This is a genomic window from Psychrobacter sp. HII-4 (genome assembly GCF_904846595.1).
GTDB classification, from domain to species: Bacteria; Pseudomonadota; Gammaproteobacteria; order Pseudomonadales; family Moraxellaceae; genus Psychrobacter; species Psychrobacter celer.
This window is the reverse complement of the sequence record NZ_CAJHBJ010000005.1, coordinates 23,381-38,740: the sequence shown is the minus strand read 5'-3', so window position 1 is coordinate 38,740 and position 15,360 is coordinate 23,381. Positions and strand designations below refer to the sequence as shown.

The 15,360-nt window shown below is 48.1% G+C and carries 12 protein-coding genes; 11 read left to right on the top strand and 1 reads right to left on the bottom strand.

Annotation, left to right across the window (positions count from 1 at the left end):
* Window positions 1–44: 44 nt before the first annotated feature.
* Window positions 45–434 (bottom strand): DUF2237 family protein, encoded by a 390-nt coding sequence (locus JMX98_RS04545; RefSeq protein ID WP_105245018.1) that lies wholly within the window; start codon window positions 432–434, stop codon window positions 45–47.
* 498 nt (window positions 435–932) lie between these two features.
* Between JMX98_RS04545 and JMX98_RS04540 the strand changes: the two genes are divergently transcribed.
* The 11 genes from JMX98_RS04540 to der all read left to right on the top strand — a co-directional run bounded on the left by JMX98_RS04540 (window position 933) and on the right by der (window position 14,784).
* Window positions 933–2,240: an ATP phosphoribosyltransferase regulatory subunit gene (locus JMX98_RS04540; protein ID WP_201584952.1), complete on the top strand. Its 1,308-nt coding sequence runs from the start codon at window positions 933–935 to the stop codon at window positions 2,238–2,240.
* A 201-nt stretch (window positions 2,241–2,441) separates the two neighbouring features.
* Window positions 2,442–3,731 (top strand): adenylosuccinate synthase, encoded by a 1,290-nt coding sequence (locus tag JMX98_RS04535; RefSeq protein ID WP_201584951.1) that lies wholly within the window; start codon window positions 2,442–2,444, stop codon window positions 3,729–3,731.
* Window positions 3,732–4,082: 351 nt separating this feature from the next.
* Window positions 4,083–4,514: a nucleoside-diphosphate kinase gene (gene ndk, locus JMX98_RS04530; protein WP_100749128.1), complete on the top strand. Its 432-nt coding sequence runs from the start codon at window positions 4,083–4,085 to the stop codon at window positions 4,512–4,514.
* Between the two features lie 372 nt (window positions 4,515–4,886).
* Window positions 4,887–6,122: a 23S rRNA (adenine(2503)-C(2))-methyltransferase RlmN gene (gene rlmN / locus JMX98_RS04525; RefSeq protein ID WP_201584950.1), complete on the top strand. Its 1,236-nt coding sequence runs from the start codon at window positions 4,887–4,889 to the stop codon at window positions 6,120–6,122.
* 157 nt (window positions 6,123–6,279) lie between these two features.
* On the top strand, window positions 6,280–7,179 hold the full coding sequence (gene pilW, locus JMX98_RS04520; RefSeq protein WP_413786512.1) for a type IV pilus biogenesis/stability protein PilW: 900 nt from the start codon (window positions 6,280–6,282) through the stop codon (window positions 7,177–7,179).
* Window positions 7,176–7,985, top strand: a complete 810-nt coding sequence (locus JMX98_RS04515) for a helix-turn-helix domain-containing protein (protein ID WP_201584946.1) — start codon at window positions 7,176–7,178, stop codon at window positions 7,983–7,985. The genes pilW and JMX98_RS04515 overlap by 4 nt, the downstream gene beginning before the upstream one ends.
* Before the next feature lie 84 nt (window positions 7,986–8,069).
* The gene (ispG, locus tag JMX98_RS04510; protein WP_105245022.1) at window positions 8,070–9,185 is read left to right on the top strand and encodes a flavodoxin-dependent (E)-4-hydroxy-3-methylbut-2-enyl-diphosphate synthase; all 1,116 of its coding nucleotides are present in this window, start codon (window positions 8,070–8,072) and stop codon (window positions 9,183–9,185) included.
* Window positions 9,186–9,283: 98 nt separating this feature from the next.
* Window positions 9,284–10,573, top strand: coding sequence for a histidine--tRNA ligase (gene hisS / locus JMX98_RS04505; protein ID WP_201584944.1), 1,290 nt, complete (start codon window positions 9,284–9,286; stop codon window positions 10,571–10,573).
* Between the two features lie 87 nt (window positions 10,574–10,660).
* The gene (locus JMX98_RS04500) at window positions 10,661–11,461 is read left to right on the top strand and encodes a YfgM family protein (RefSeq protein WP_201584942.1); all 801 of its coding nucleotides are present in this window, start codon (window positions 10,661–10,663) and stop codon (window positions 11,459–11,461) included.
* Between the two features lie 274 nt (window positions 11,462–11,735).
* The gene (gene bamB, locus JMX98_RS04495; protein WP_201585023.1) at window positions 11,736–12,944 is read left to right on the top strand and encodes an outer membrane protein assembly factor BamB; all 1,209 of its coding nucleotides are present in this window, start codon (window positions 11,736–11,738) and stop codon (window positions 12,942–12,944) included.
* A gap of 418 nt (window positions 12,945–13,362) precedes the next feature.
* Entirely contained in the window at window positions 13,363–14,784 is a 1,422-nt protein-coding gene (gene der, locus JMX98_RS04490) for a ribosome biogenesis GTPase Der (protein ID WP_201584941.1), read from the top strand.
* Window positions 14,785–15,360: the final 576 nt, after the last annotated feature.

Here is a 15,360-nt window from a genome sequence, read left to right as displayed (position 1 = left end):
TGATAAAGTAAAAAACGTCTCACAAATAAAATGCGGCGCCGTCATTAAAGCGCGTGGCTTTTTAAAGTCTCAATATCGACCAAGCTCAGCAGGCTTTCGTGACAGGCTTCGAGCTTGATTGGCGGGGCGATATCGAAGTCCAAGGCCTCGACCCAGCGCAACGCACAGATGCACCAGTAGTCGCCAGGTTTTAATCCAGCAAAACCATACTCAGGCAGAGGCGTGATCAAGTCATTGCCGCGACTGGCAGAAAAATTCAAAAACTCGCTGGTCATCTTGGCGCAGACGGTATGCTGGCCGACATCATGACTGCCAGTATGACAAAAACCATTGCGATAATAGCCGGTAATCGGGTCAAAACAGCAGCTAGCAAGCGCCGTCCCTAAGACGTTGGTTTGGTTGATGGCTGGGTTTGGGTGGTAATCAGATGACATAAGGCTTCCAAGATAAAAATATGTGTTAGTGTAACATGAGTCTGTCTGCATGGCGCTGTTCTTGCTGGGGTAGTTCGCGCACGTTTTATCAAGTAATGCAAGCGCATAGCGGTTATTTCACGGGCGCTATTTGTTCAATACGAGCAGATAGCCGTCGCCGTAGCTACTGATGCTCATGATGCCATGGACGATAATTAGATAGTAATTGTGCCCAATTGTCACTAGGCGAACCTTGACTGCTATGCTAAACTAAAGCATAAAGTGCCTTGATTATTTATCTCTGTTTATTAGCGCATAAAGATACTCGTCTTATCATCCTAAATTATACTTATTACTCACCCTGTTGCGGTTACCTAGTTTGTTTATAAATAATTGGGTCAATGATGTTGTGTGTTAAAAACACAACGATACGATGTCAATGCCCTTATAAATACAACCTTTTAGTACCGCATCAGTACCGCGTTTTTTGGTAAGCGATACGCCAAACAAGGATTTATTGTGTCTGTCAGTTCTGATTCTGCAAAACCTGCCCAGTTAAATGCAACAAAAAATGCGGCCACTCAGCCTGCCGATAGCGTTGCTAAACCCAATAGCATGCCCTACCTAAACCATTTTGCCAGCGATGTAGCCAACAGTTGGCTGTTGCCTGATGGCGTGGTGGATGTGTTGTTTGAAGACGCGCATAAGCAAGAGGTGCTTAGGTACCAATTGACGCAGCAGCTGATCACTCATGGCTATCAGTTGGTCAATCCGCCGATGATTGAGTTTACTGAGTCACTGTTAAGTGACGCCTCAGAAGATTTGAAACGTCAGACGTTTAAGATCATCGATCAGCTGACGGGTCGTTTGATGGGCTTGCGTGCCGATATTACCCCGCAGATTTTGCGTATTGATGCGCATCACGGCGGTACAGGTATTGCGCGTTATTGCTATGCAGGCGATGTGATTCACACCTTGCCGTCAGGACTGTTTGGTTCACGTACGCCCTTGCAGTTAGGCGCTGAGATATTTGGCTGCGCCGATTTGGCAGCCGATATCGAGCTGATTGATGTCTTGTTTGGGATGGTCAATACACTAGATATGAGCGCGGCGCTGCATATTGACTTGGGTCATGTGGCGATATTTAAGCGTTTGGCTGAGATGGCGGCGCTATCTGACAGCGACGCTGAGCAATTGATGCATTTATATGCCAATAAAAACCTACCAGAGCTCAAACGCGTTTGCCAAGCATTGCCGATGGGCGATGACTTTTATGCCTTAGCGCGTTTTGGTCACGATATCGATAATTTGCTGACCAAGCTCTCTACTGCCGCGCAGCAAGATGAACAGATATCTACGGCTATCGATGAGCTACAGCGCCTAAAAACGCACCTAAAAACGCAGTGGCAGTGTCCGGTGAGTGTCGATGTGACTGAGCTATCAGGCTATCACTATCATACTGGCATTGTCTTTAATGGCTATATCAATAGCGAGACTCAGCCGCTGGTACGCGGCGGGCGTTTTGATGGTATGCAAAGCAGTGGCCATCTGTCCGCCAGCCAGCCACGTGAAGCCACAGGCTTTAGTATGGATGTCAGCCGTTTGCTGGCGCACACGCAGCTTGAAGCGCCAAGTATCGTGCTGATCGACTATCAAGCCGCCACTCAAGCAAGCCCTGAGCAGCGACAAACCTTGCTCCAGCAGGCCACCAGCTTACGCGAGCAGGGCTACCGTGTCACCATGCCACTAAACGCGGACGACCGTCCTGATGGCGTGACACATCGTTTGGGTTTTGCTGACAATCAATGGCAACTACAAACTATCTAGCTTAACTAGATTCAGTTTGGCTGACTTATAGGTATAGTTATAGTGGCATCGCCGCTTGGATAAAGGCTTTAAGATAAAACATACTTGGTTTGGCGCGGCAATGATAAGCGCACTGAGCACAAGCATCAAACACTGCTAACATCACGTTAGTTTTGCAACCGTTATTGCACACACCTCAATACATAAAGGTAAGGATTGATCATGGGTAAGAATGTCGTAGTTTTGGGTAGCCAATGGGGCGATGAAGGTAAGGGTAAAATCGTTGATTTACTTACCGAAAAAGCCTCAGCCGTTGCTCGTTTTCAAGGCGGTCACAACGCTGGGCACACACTGGTTGTCGATGGCAAAACCACCGTCCTACATTTGATCCCATCTGGTATCTTGCGCGAAGGCGTCACCTGCTTCATCGGTAACGGTGTGGTACTAGCGCCAGACGCCCTACTAAAAGAGATAAAAGATCTAGAAGCCAACAACGTACCAGTACGCGAGCGTCTACGTATCTCGCCAAACTGCCCACTCATCATGCCATATCACGTGGCACTTGACCAAGCACGCGAAGCCAAACGCGGTACAGGCAAAATCGGTACCACAGGTCGCGGCATCGGTCCTGCATATGAGGACAAAGTGGCGCGCCGTGCCATCAAGCTTGCTGACTTGTTCCGTGATGATTTAGAAGAAAAACTACGTAACCTAATCGAATATCACAACTTCCAACTGACACAGTATTATAAAGTCGATGCCATCGATTTTGATGAGACCTTTAAGCTGTGCCAAGAGTGGCGCGAAGAGATCACAGGCATGGTTACTGATGTGACCGAAGACCTCAACCAATTGCGTCTTGCTGGCAAAAACTTAATGTTTGAGGGTGCACAAGGCACGCTACTTGATATTGACCACGGTACCTATCCGTTTGTCACCAGCTCAAGCGTCACAGCAGGCGGCGTATCGACTGGTACGGGTATCGGCCCATTGTACCTAGATTATGTACTTGGTATCACCAAAGCCTACACCACGCGTGTCGGTAGTGGCCCATTCCCAACAGAATTGTTTGATGATGTGGGTGCCCACTTAGCCAAAGTCGGCCATGAGTTTGGCGCGACTACTGGCCGCGCGCGTCGCTGCGGCTGGTTTGATGCCGAGGCACTACGCCGTGCGGTGGTATTGAACTCTATGTCAGGTATCTGCTTGACCAAGCTAGACGTCTTAGACGGTCTTGAAGAATTGCTAATCGGTGTGGGTTACAACCTCCCTGAGACAGAATGTGCTGGCGCGCACGACGCAGAGTTCTATGAGTCTGTCACACCGAAGTACGAAACGATGGAAGGTTGGAGCGAGTCTACCGTTGGTATTACCAACTATGACGACCTACCAGAAAACGCCAAAAAATACATCAAGCGTATCGAAGATTTGATCGGTTGCCCAGTAGATATCATCTCAACGGGCCCTGACCGCGAAGAGACCATCGTACTTCGTGACCCGTATGATGCTTAGTGCGTACTATAAGTCTTGGTGTTATAAGCACTAACTGGCTTGTAGTATGAATCAAGTAGTATCAATTAAAAGAACCCCAGTGCTGAGCATTGGGGTTCTTTTTGGTCAATATGATGACCGTATTAACAATTAGCGGATCATAAATTTACTTTTATGCAAGGTGCGGTCATAAATTAATCCTATCATTTATAGCCTCAATCATTATAATAGGCAACAATCCTATGTTGACGCTCGTGTTTTGCTATCGATAAATCATGAGTTATCCGCTTCGTCGACATGGCGGCCAACGTTAAAACAAAGCATTTACCCCTTTACTTTTACCAAACTGACCCCCCTATTAGGAGTTTTTTTATGGCTAACGAACGTACTTTATCTATCATCAAGCCTGATGCCGTCGCTGGCAACAACATCGGCGCTATTTATAGCCGTTTTGAAGAAGCGGGTTTAAAAATCGTTGCTGCAAAAATGTTGCATCTTGATGACAAAAAAGCAGGCGGTTTTTACGCTGAGCATGCCGAGCGTCCATTTTATAATGCTTTGGTCTCATTCATGACTTCAGGCCCTGTCGTTGTTTCTGTATTAGAAGGCGAAAACGCCATTGCTAAACACCGTGAAATCATGGGCGCAACCAACCCAGCCGACGCTGCCGAAGGCACTATCCGTGCTGACTTTGCTAGCAGCATCGATGAAAACGCGGTTCATGGTTCCGATTCAGCTGAGTCAGCAGCACGTGAAATCAGCTACTTCTTTAATGATGATGAAGTATGTGCACGTACGCGCTAAGAGCAGCCAGTTATTGATAGCAGCCGAGAGGTTGGTTATGAATAATTTGTGTCGCAAGACGGCTTATATCTGATGGGTATAAGCCGTTTTAGCTATTTTGGTTTGTCTGTTTTTTCGCCGTCTTTGCGTTATTGAAATTTTTTATTATTTGCCTCATTATTGTCTTTATCTAGCATTATCAATCCTTTATCAGTATAGCTGCTCATTTTTTGTGCTTGTCGCTATGTATAATTGGCATAAGTACAAGAGACGCTGCGCTCATAATGGATTGCTAATGGCCATATTTGCCATAAGGCGTATGGAGAGCAACACTCATCGCTTATATCAACAATTGCCACGCTTAATTTAGCTGATGCAAAAAGGTTACCTATTATGTCCACTGTTCAATCCCCAATCCAGCATGTCCCTGCCACCTCCAAAGCCAGCATCAAGCTGGTCGATGAAGCGCAGGCCAAGACCAATCTTTTGGGGATGACCCAAGCACAATTGGCTGACTATTTTAAAAGCCTCGGCGAAAAGCCATTTCGCGCGACGCAGGTGATGAAATGGATATATCAGCACGGGGTGACAGATTTTGAGCAGATGACCAATCTGAGCAAGTCACTGCGCGATAAATTGTCGCTGAATGCCTGCGTGACTCCGCCTAAGGTTATTCATCGTCAGTACAGTGATGATGGTACGCGTAAATGGGTGTTTGAAGTGACGGGCGGCTCGCTGGTGGAGACGGTATTGATTCCGGCGGATGATAATAAATCAAATGGCCGCAAAACTTTGTGTATCTCTTCGCAAGTCGGCTGCGCGCTCGACTGTAGTTTTTGTAGTACTGGTAAGCAGGGTTTTGAGCGCGATCTGACGGCAGCTGAGATCATCGGGCAGCTGTGGGTGGCCAATGCTTCCTACATGAGCGATGATAATGACAGCTTAGAGGCTGTCGATCATAGCGCTTGGGAAAACCATGTCACCAACGTGGTGATGATGGGTATGGGTGAGCCTTTATTAAACTACAAGCCTGTAATCGGCTCGATGGAGATTATGCTCAGCGACCATGCTTATGGCCTCTCAAAGCGCCGTGTGACATTGTCGACCTCAGGCGTGGTACCCAAGATGTATCAGCTGGCACAAGATCTCGATGTGGCTTTGGCGATATCCTTGCACGCGCCCAATGATGAGCTGCGTGATGAGCTGGTGCCTATCAATAAGAAATACCCGTTAAGTGAGCTGATCGCCGCGGCAAAAAACTACGTGTATGATGTCAATCCACGCCACAAAAAACACGTCACCATTGAGTATGTCATGCTTGATGGCGTCAATGACAGCGATGAGCATGCGCGGCAGTTGGTGGCGTTGTTGGATGGTCTACCAAGTAAGATTAATTTGATACCGTTTAATCCGTTTCCGCATGCACCATATGACAAATCAAGCAACAACCGCATCCATGCGTTTAGCAATATCTTAAGTGAAGCTGGGTTTGTGTGTACCATTCGTCAAACGCGCGGCGACGATATCGATGCGGCTTGCGGCCAGCTGGTCGGGCAAGTCGCCGACCGCACTCGTCGTTCAGCGGCATGGCAGCAAAGCATCAAAGCGCGTGAAAACGCTGAGTTGTGATTCATCATACAATTAATCACAACTAAATTGTACTTATGGGGGCTAAATCTATTAAACTGATGCTTCGATTATCGAACGCATTGAATCCAGTTTTATGATGGCGGCTATGATGACTTCTAAAAATTCTTGTCAAAATAAGTATCAAAGCGTGTGTTTTTTGACTGACAAACCATGGATGATAGCCACGTTGCCAGTAGTGGCGCAGACGGCAGTGACGTCCAAACGGCTACTGCTTGGTATGGCAATGGTGGGGCTGTTTTTGACGGGGTGTCAAAGCACGCCAACCGATGATTTATTGGGGGATACCCCTTATCAGACATCGACGCGGCCGAGCAATGATCGCAACTTGGATCAACAAGAAATTGCGCGCGTACGCACCTCGCTTGCCGCGCAATATATCCGCAAAAACGAGCTTGATACCGCCCAACGCCAGCTTGAAAAAGCCTTCGCTGCCGATAGCCGTTACGCGCCAGCCTATGATATGATGGGCGTTTTGCTGCAGCAAGAGGGCAGCCGTATCAATCTGCAAAAAGCCGATCAGTACTTTAAAAAAGCCATCGCGCTTGATAAAGACTTTGAGCAAGCTCACAATAACTATGGCGTGTATTTGTCGCAGATGAAACGCTATAAAGAGGCGGCTGAGCAGTTTGAGATTGCAGGGGCAGCGCTTGGCTACGAAGGTCGTATCGGCGCGCTGGAAAACCTAGGCCGAACCTACCTACAGATGGGCGACCGTGCTGCTGCGGCCAAAGCGTTTTTGCGCGCGCTAGATGGCAACCGCAATAGCATCATCGCCCATATCGAATTGGTAGATTTATTGCTTGAGCAGCAGCGGGTGGCCCAAGCACAAAAACTTTATGACGAGACACTGATCTTGGTACAAGGGCAAGGTATTAGCCCGCGTTTGCTATTACAAGGCATCAAACTTGCGGCGGCTCAAAACAACATAACCACACGCCAGCAATTGGCACAGCAGCTTTTATCCGCTTATCCACTAAGTGATGAAGCAAAACAACTGAAGACTTGGCTTAACAATCCAGAGGCACCATGGAAATGACCACCCCATCATCAAACACTCAATCAAATACTCAGGGATCATTTGGTGCCATGTTGCAGCAAGCCCGCAAAACAAAGCAAGTCAGTCTAGAAGAGGCCGCCGCCGAGCTATTTATCTTAAAGCGTCACCTAAAAGCCTTAGAAGATGAGAATTTTGCAGATTTGCCGCAAGCCGCGTTTGCTCGTGGTTTTGCTATCAACTATGCCAAGTTTTTGGGGTTAGACCCTGTAAAGATCGCCAGTAGCTTTGATGCCGCCTATCCCAATGAGCTAAAACCATATTCAGTCAACAACATTGATACACCGCTGCGCCCGATGGGCACCTTGCAGCGAGACACTCATAACCGCATTCGTTTCAATCCGTTACTGATTATCGCGGTCATTGGCGTTATTATCTTAGCGATTTTTTTATTCCGCATGGTCAGTAATGCCAGCAAAGAAAATACCCAAGCACCGACCAACGCTGTCGAAGACATCTCGGCACTCGAGCAGGCTCAAGGCGCTGCTATCGATAGCGAGACAGGCGTGGGTGCCGCAGGCTCTGCGCTTAACATAGGCGCGGCGAACAGCACCGCGACGTTAGAGGTGATGTTGAGCGACGAGGCGGTGGTGGTGATTACTGATGCGTCAGGGAGCAATCTGATGAACGGCGCTCAAAGCACGGGTAGCTATAAGCTATCTGGCATACCGCCATTTAATGTACAGATCGATAATGTCGATAATGTCAGCTTAATGCTCAACCAAGAGGCGGTGGCATTAGAGGCATATGCCACTGATAAGCAAGCCAGTTTTGAGCTTGCGCCATAAGTGGGCAAAAGCATAATGCCGCATCGTTAGGTATCATTGTCAGGGTTTGTTTTTATTTTTTTGTTTTAACCAAAGGGTTTGTCTATGTCAACGTCAGCGCCTATTAACCGTCGTTTTACCAAAAAAATATATGTCGGTGATGTCGCGATTGGGGGTGATGCACCGATTAGTGTGCAAAGCATGACCAATACCGAGACTTGTGATGTGGCCGCGACAGTCGCACAAATCGAGCGCTGCGTAGAAGCAGGCGCTGATCTGATGCGCGTCTCGACCCCGACGATGGATACGGTCAACGCCTTTGCCGAAATCCGTAAACAGGTCAGCGTGCCGCTCATCGCCGATGTGCATTTTGATCATAAGATTGCTTTGGCAGTGGCCGAAGCAGGCGCTGATTGTTTGCGTATCAACCCAGGTAATATCGGTAGTGATGCCAAAGTACGTGAGGTGGTTGCCTGCGCCAAGCATCACAATATCCCGATTCGTATCGGTGTCAACGCAGGCTCGCTAGAAAAAGACATCCAGCGAAAGTATAAAGAGCCGACGGGCGAGGCGATGCTAGAGTCCGCGATGCGCCATATCGATATTTTGGAGCGTCTCAACTTTGATCAGTACAAAGTCTCAGTCAAAGCCAGTAACGTGTTTTTGACATTAGAGGCATATCGTCTGCTCTCAGCCCAAATTGACAACCCGCTACATCTGGGCGTGACCGAAGCTGGTGTCTATCGCACCGGCGCAGTCAAATCTGCCATTGCATTAGGGGGGCTGCTTCTAGACGGCATCGGCGATACCATTCGTATCTCCCTTGCGGCAGAGCCTGAAGAAGAAATCAAAATCGGCTTTGATATTTTAAAATCGCTAAATATCCGCTCAAACGGTGTCAATTTTATCGCTTGTCCTAGCTGCTCGCGCCAAGAGTTTGATGTGATCAAAGTGATGACAATGTTAGAGTCGCGTCTCGAGGATATTCGTGAGCCGATGGATCTGTCAGTGATTGGCTGTAAAGTAAATGGCCCAGGGGAGGCCAAAGAAGCCGATATCGGTATCGTCGGTGCTGCGCCAAAGTCATTGGTCTACCGTATGGGCGAAAAAAGCCATTTGATCAATACCGAAAATCTAGTCGATGAGATTGAAAGTATGGTGCGCGCCCATGCTGAAGACTTGGCAAAAAAGCGCGAAAATGAGATTATTCGCGTTAAATAAATACCAGTAGCGCTAACGGATACCAGTAGTGCTGTCGCTGTTTTTAGGTTAACTATATAAAAAAGAACTTGTGATAATTGTAAGGATATGACCGTACCATGATCAAAGCTATCAAAGGGTTTAATGATATTTTGCCTACCCAATCGGCAAAATGGCTACAATTAGAGGCGATATTGGCGGATGTGCTGGGTAGGTACGGTTATGAGCATATTCGCCTGCCTATCGTCGAGCAGACTGATTTGTTTGCCCGTGCTATTGGCGGGGCCACCGACATCGTCGAAAAAGAGATGTATAGCTTTGCCGATAAATCTGAGCCGCCCACTCCTTTGACCTTGCGCCCAGAGGGCACCGCAGGCGCGGTAAGGGCTGTAATCGAGCACAATCTACTGCGCGGTGATACGCCCAAACTATGGTACATCGGCCCCATGTTTCGCTATGAGCGCCCGCAAAAAGGCCGCTATCGTCAGTTTCATCAATTAGGAGTCGAAAGCTTCGGTAGTGCGCTGCCCGATGCCGATGCTGAGCTGATCGCGATGACGCATCTGATGTGGCAAGCGCTGGGTCTCAAAGACGAGATGCGCTTGCAACTAAACAGCTTGGGTGAAATCGACGAGCGCCATGCTTATCGTGAGGCCTTAGTCGCTTATCTAACCGACAAACAAGATCAGCTTGACGAGGATAGCAAGCGCCGTCTGACGACCAACCCGCTACGTATCTTAGACAGCAAAGAGGCGAGTACGCAGGCGTTATTGAATGATGCGCCAAAGCTGGCTGAGTTTTTGGGTACGGAGAGTATGGCGCACTTTGAGCAAGTGCAGACATACTTGACCGCGCTTGGTATCGATTTTGAGATCAATCCGCATCTGGTACGCGGTCTGGATTATTACAATAAGACCGTCTTTGAATGGGTGACAGACAAGCTAGGTAGCCAAGCCACCGTCTGTGCAGGTGGTCGTTATGATGGTTTGATTGGCCAGCTAAAGTCTGTAGGTGCCGACGGCAGTAAACCTGCCAAATCTGAGCCTGCCGTTGGATTTGCCATGGGGCTTGAGCGTTTATTATTGTTACTAGAGGCGGTCGCGCCGATGGCAGACGTTTCGGCCTGCGATGTCTTTGTGGTCGCTCATCCAGAAGTCTATAGCGCAGGTATCAAGTATGCCCAAAACCTACGTTATGAGCGTCCAGATATCCGAGTCAAGATGGCAAGTGCCACCAGTCTAAAAGCGCAAATGAAAAAGGCGGATAAATCAGGGGCTGCGCTCACGGTGATTATTGCTCAGCAAGAGCTCGATGACAATTTGGTGAGTATCAAAGATATGCAGACAGGCGAGCAGCGTAGTGTCTCGCAAGACTGGCTATCGAATGCAGACAATTTTTCGCGCCAGTGATGAATGGGTCGATCGATTAATAGGTTAATCAGTTGATATCGGCTTTCGCCTCAGCATTTTTATAACACTTTTATTAGGTAACCCTTTATGGCTTTGACACCCAATTCGCCAAATCCAGACAATTCCATGGACGCGTTAAAGCAGTATGGCAGTTATATCGTCACTGCGATTTTGTTGGCGTTGGCCGCTTATTTTGGTTGGACATACTGGCAAAATAACCATGCGCGCGTTGATACAGTCGCAGCAGATCACTACGCGGATATCCAGCGGCTTAATGAAGAAGTCAGTCTGGCGGCGCAAAACCCAGATTTGGAAGCTGAGGCGCAAGAAGCGCTGGCACAAAGCCGCACACAACTGGATAAAGATATCGATGCATTGGTTGCCGCCCACGGCGATTCAGTCTATGCGTGGCAAGCACTGATGATAAAAGCCCGTCACCAAGTGGATAATGATGATTTTACCGCCGCGGCAAACACCCTGAAGCAGGCATTGGCAATTGACTTGGGCGACGCTGGCCTAAGCGCCATCACCCGTCTACGTTATGCCAACACGCTACTGGCAGCAGGTGATACTGAGGGCGCATTGGCAGAAGCCAAACAAGACATGCCAAGCTCATTTGAAGCCAGTCAGCAAGAGTTGCTAGGCGATATCTATCTGGCACAAAACGATAAAGATTTGGCCATCAACGCTTACAATAATGCGTGGGAGCTGTTACGTGAGCGTCAAGAAATGCGTGCAGTATTGGCACTGAAGATGGAGAGCTTGGGGGTAATGCCTGAGCCCATCAAGGCGCAAGCCAGTCTGATTCAAGAGCCTGCTGTACTAGGGTCTGCGATATCTGAGCCGCCAGCAGTGGTAGAGGGCGCATCGGCCGAAGTTACACAGTAGTAGTATTGTATTAGGCGCTATTAACGAATAATAGCGCTGATGTTTTATCAGCACCCTAGGCAGTACCAACAGAATTCTATATGCTAGATTGGCGGCCAGTGGGCTGATCGTGAGAGCAGAGTTGATAAGTGGCTGTTATCTATTTAAAAGAATTTATAACCGTCACCAAGATAATTAAAACCAGGCAACACTGTGAGCAGATCATTGATGGATGAGCCACAGACTGACCGCCCAATCCACTAATCCATAATAATTTTTGTAGTGAGAACCTATGATGACTCAATCCATTCGCTCGAGCAACGTGTCAACAGCCAATATTATCAAAAAGACAGTCATGCATGTGGCCGTACTGGCAGTAATGAGCACTGCAGTGATTGGGTGTAATCGCGGTATTAAGCCTGTCGTCAATGATCCTGTCGATTTGGTACAAATCGCAGAGCCGGTCACTGTGCTACAGCCTGTCTTTAGCGCAGATGTTGGCAATAAAAAAGCCAGTAAAAAAGATCCTTTGGCGCTGCAAGTTGGCTATGCCAATGGTCAAATGGTCACAGCCTCACGCGGTGGCGACTTGATAGGGTTTGATAATGCAGGTGAGCGTCTGTGGTCAGTCAATGTCGGTGATCAAATCACCGGCGGCGTGACAGTAGATGCCTTAAGCCAAACAGCAATCATTAGCACACGTAGCGGTCAGGTGATGGCGTTTGATAGTACAACGGGTGCCAAACGCTGGCAGCAGCAGCTATCAGGGTCGGTATTGACGCCAGCTTTGGTCAGTAATAATCGCGTGATTTTGTCAGCGAATGATGGGTTTTTGCACGGCTTATCTCTACAAACCGGCCAGTCCGTATGGCAGTTTGCCACTCAAGTGCCTGCCATCAGTGTACGTGGTAGCGCCGCACCAACCCTACTAGACAGCAAGACTGCGCTGCTGGCCACCGCAGATGGCCGTTTGCATGCGGTGACGGTTGATAGTGGTCTGCCGCAGTGGTCGAGACGCGTCGGTGTCGGTACGGGTAGTAGCGAAGTTGAGCGTATGAGCGATGTCGATGGCACGCCTACTGTTGATCAAAACCAGCTGTTTGCAATCAGCTATAGTGGTCAGTTATTGGGTATTGATTTGGCCTCGCGTCAGGTTTTATTTGTCAATGAGCTTGCCAGTCTCAAATCCCTTACTGTCAATAATCAGCAAGTCATCGCCACTAGCCTAGATGGTAAAGTGGTTGCGTATGATCGCAGCAATGGCGAGATACTCTGGGAGAGCGATGAGCTGGCGTATCGTCACTTGACCAACCCTGTGATGATTGGTGATTATATCGCGGTTGGTGATTTAGAAGGAGTGGTGCATTTGTTCAACCCTGCCAATGGTCAAATCATCAGCCGTGTACAGACCAAGGGGGCGTTGACCAACTTGCAAGTACAAGGAAGTCGTTTGCTAACGCAGAGCACCTCAGGTCAAGTGGCTATCTGGCAGCTGATACGTTAAGCATCATAGACTGTGTCACGCGGCAGCTGATGAGTCGTGATATTGTTATCAGCCAGCCATTAGACTTGCGGATTGATATCACGATCACTACTATTATCATTCACGCTGCTAGGTCAGCGTTTTGTGCTTGGTTGTAAACTGCTTGTTTAAACGCAGGCTTTCGCGTACTCTATGCGACCGATATGCGGTAGGTCTGCCATATAGACGACATCATTTGATAGATCCGATAAAATGGTGTCTGAAAGATACAATCATCACTGTAGGCTTGCTTACTATAGAGTTTATGTCATAGGGTCGATGATTGTATCTGCTGTCGTTTTATCATTTATATTAATTTGCAGTCACGTACAACAATATTTGCGACTATGATTTTAGTCGCTGTACGATCTGCCATTGTGCCTTTCACTGAGAGTAACCCATGAGTATCAAGCCTGTGGTCGCCTTAATTGGTCGTCCAAACGTCGGTAAATCCACCTTATTTAACCAGTTTACAAAAAGTCGGCAGGCATTGGTTGCTGATATGTCGGGGCTGACGCGTGACCGTCAGTACGGCGATGCTACCTACGAAAACAAATCGTTTATCGTTGTCGATACGGGCGGTATTGGTGAGGCAGATGATGGCAGTGGCAATATCGATGATTATATGTCTGAGCAATCGCACACAGCGATTCATGAGGCAGATATCATCGTGTTTGTGGTGGATGCGCGGTCTGGGATGATTGGCGCTGATGCTGAGATTGGTAAGTTTTTGCATACATTGGGCAAGCCTGTCTATGTGGTCGCCAACAAAGTAGATGGCGTCCATGATGCCGCGCCTGCGGAGTTTTATGCGCTTGGTTTGGGCGAGCCTTATCCGATGGCCGCCAGCCACGGCCGCGGTGTCGCTAACTTGCTAGAAGTGCTGACCGCTGATATGCCTGAGCAAGAAAACGTCGTCGAACCAAATGGCTTAAGACTTGCCATTATCGGTCGTCCAAATGTCGGAAAATCTACCTTAGTCAACCGTTTGCTTGGCGAAGATAGGGTGGTGGTGTTTGATATGCCAGGCACCACGCGCGACAGTATTTATATTCCTTATAAACGGGATGGTAAGGATTATGTCCTCATCGACACCGCAGGCGTGCGCCGCCGCGGCAAAATTGATGAAAAAGTAGAAAAATTCTCCGTTATCAAAACCCTACAAGCCATCGAAGACTCCAATGTGACAGTGATTGTCATCGATGCGCAAGAAGGCATCGTCGATCAAGACTTGCATATGATAGGCTATGCGCTCGATGCAGGTCGGGCGCTGGTGGTCGCGATAAACAAATGGGATGGTCTCAGCCAAGACCAAAAAGACTATATCAAGCTTGAGATGGATCGCCGCTTTAGTTTTATTCCTTTTGTGAAAGTGCACCTGATCTCAGCGCTACATGGTACCGGCGTGGGCAACTTATACCCGTCGATTTTGCGTGCTTATCAGTCATCTATGTTTGAGGTATCGACCAATCGCTTGACGCAGATATTGCAAGACGCTGTGACAGCCAACCCACCACCGACCGTCGCAGGTCGCCGTATCAAGCTGCGTTATGCGCATATCGGTGGTCACAACCCACCGGTCATCGTCATTCACGGTAACCAAACCAGTGCGCTACCGAAGAGCTATCAGCGTTACCTCGAAAACCAATTTCGTCAAGTCTTTAAGCTTGAAGGCACACCGCTGAATGTCATCTTTCGACAAAATGACAACCCCTACGCCAATAAAAGCGACACACCGACGAAAGCAAAAGCGCAGCAGTTACGCCAACGTGAGCGCAATCGGGCAAAAAAATTCACCACCAAAGACAAAAAACCTCGCTAACTTGCTAATGGCTAACTTGTCAGTGGCGAGTGTGCGAACCAGTCGCTTTATGATGTCGCCTGTATCGTTGTCACGATAAGGCGGCATAGTCCTGCGCCGCTGTTTTTATTCTCACCTGTTTGTGTATAGGGCGTGTCCTCAATTCAATCGATAGCCATCTAAATGGGCTAAAAATGGCTAAATCTGGCCAAACGGTGTCAAATAGCTGACTAATATCTCAATATTATCTGCGCTATTTTCCTTGTTTGACGGCGATTTATCTCATTTTTATCGCCATTTTTAAAATGAGGACACGCCCTAGTCAATCCAATATGAAATTGGCACATCTGATGCCAGTATAGTTAGCTGAATGTAAAACTGTTATGGATTTAAACGCGCTACTGGTATAAATTTTACTTGCGTGCTGCGTTCCCAGAGGCTGCGCAACCTACGTTTAAAAATAGCATCCCAGTAGCGCTATGACATTTTTAGAGTGTATCGACTATAGGACGGTACTTGCCCAAAAATATCTGCATGTTTTTCTTATCACTTCTGCAAAATACCTGTAGTATGAATAAAAAGTTGTCTTGGCTTCGT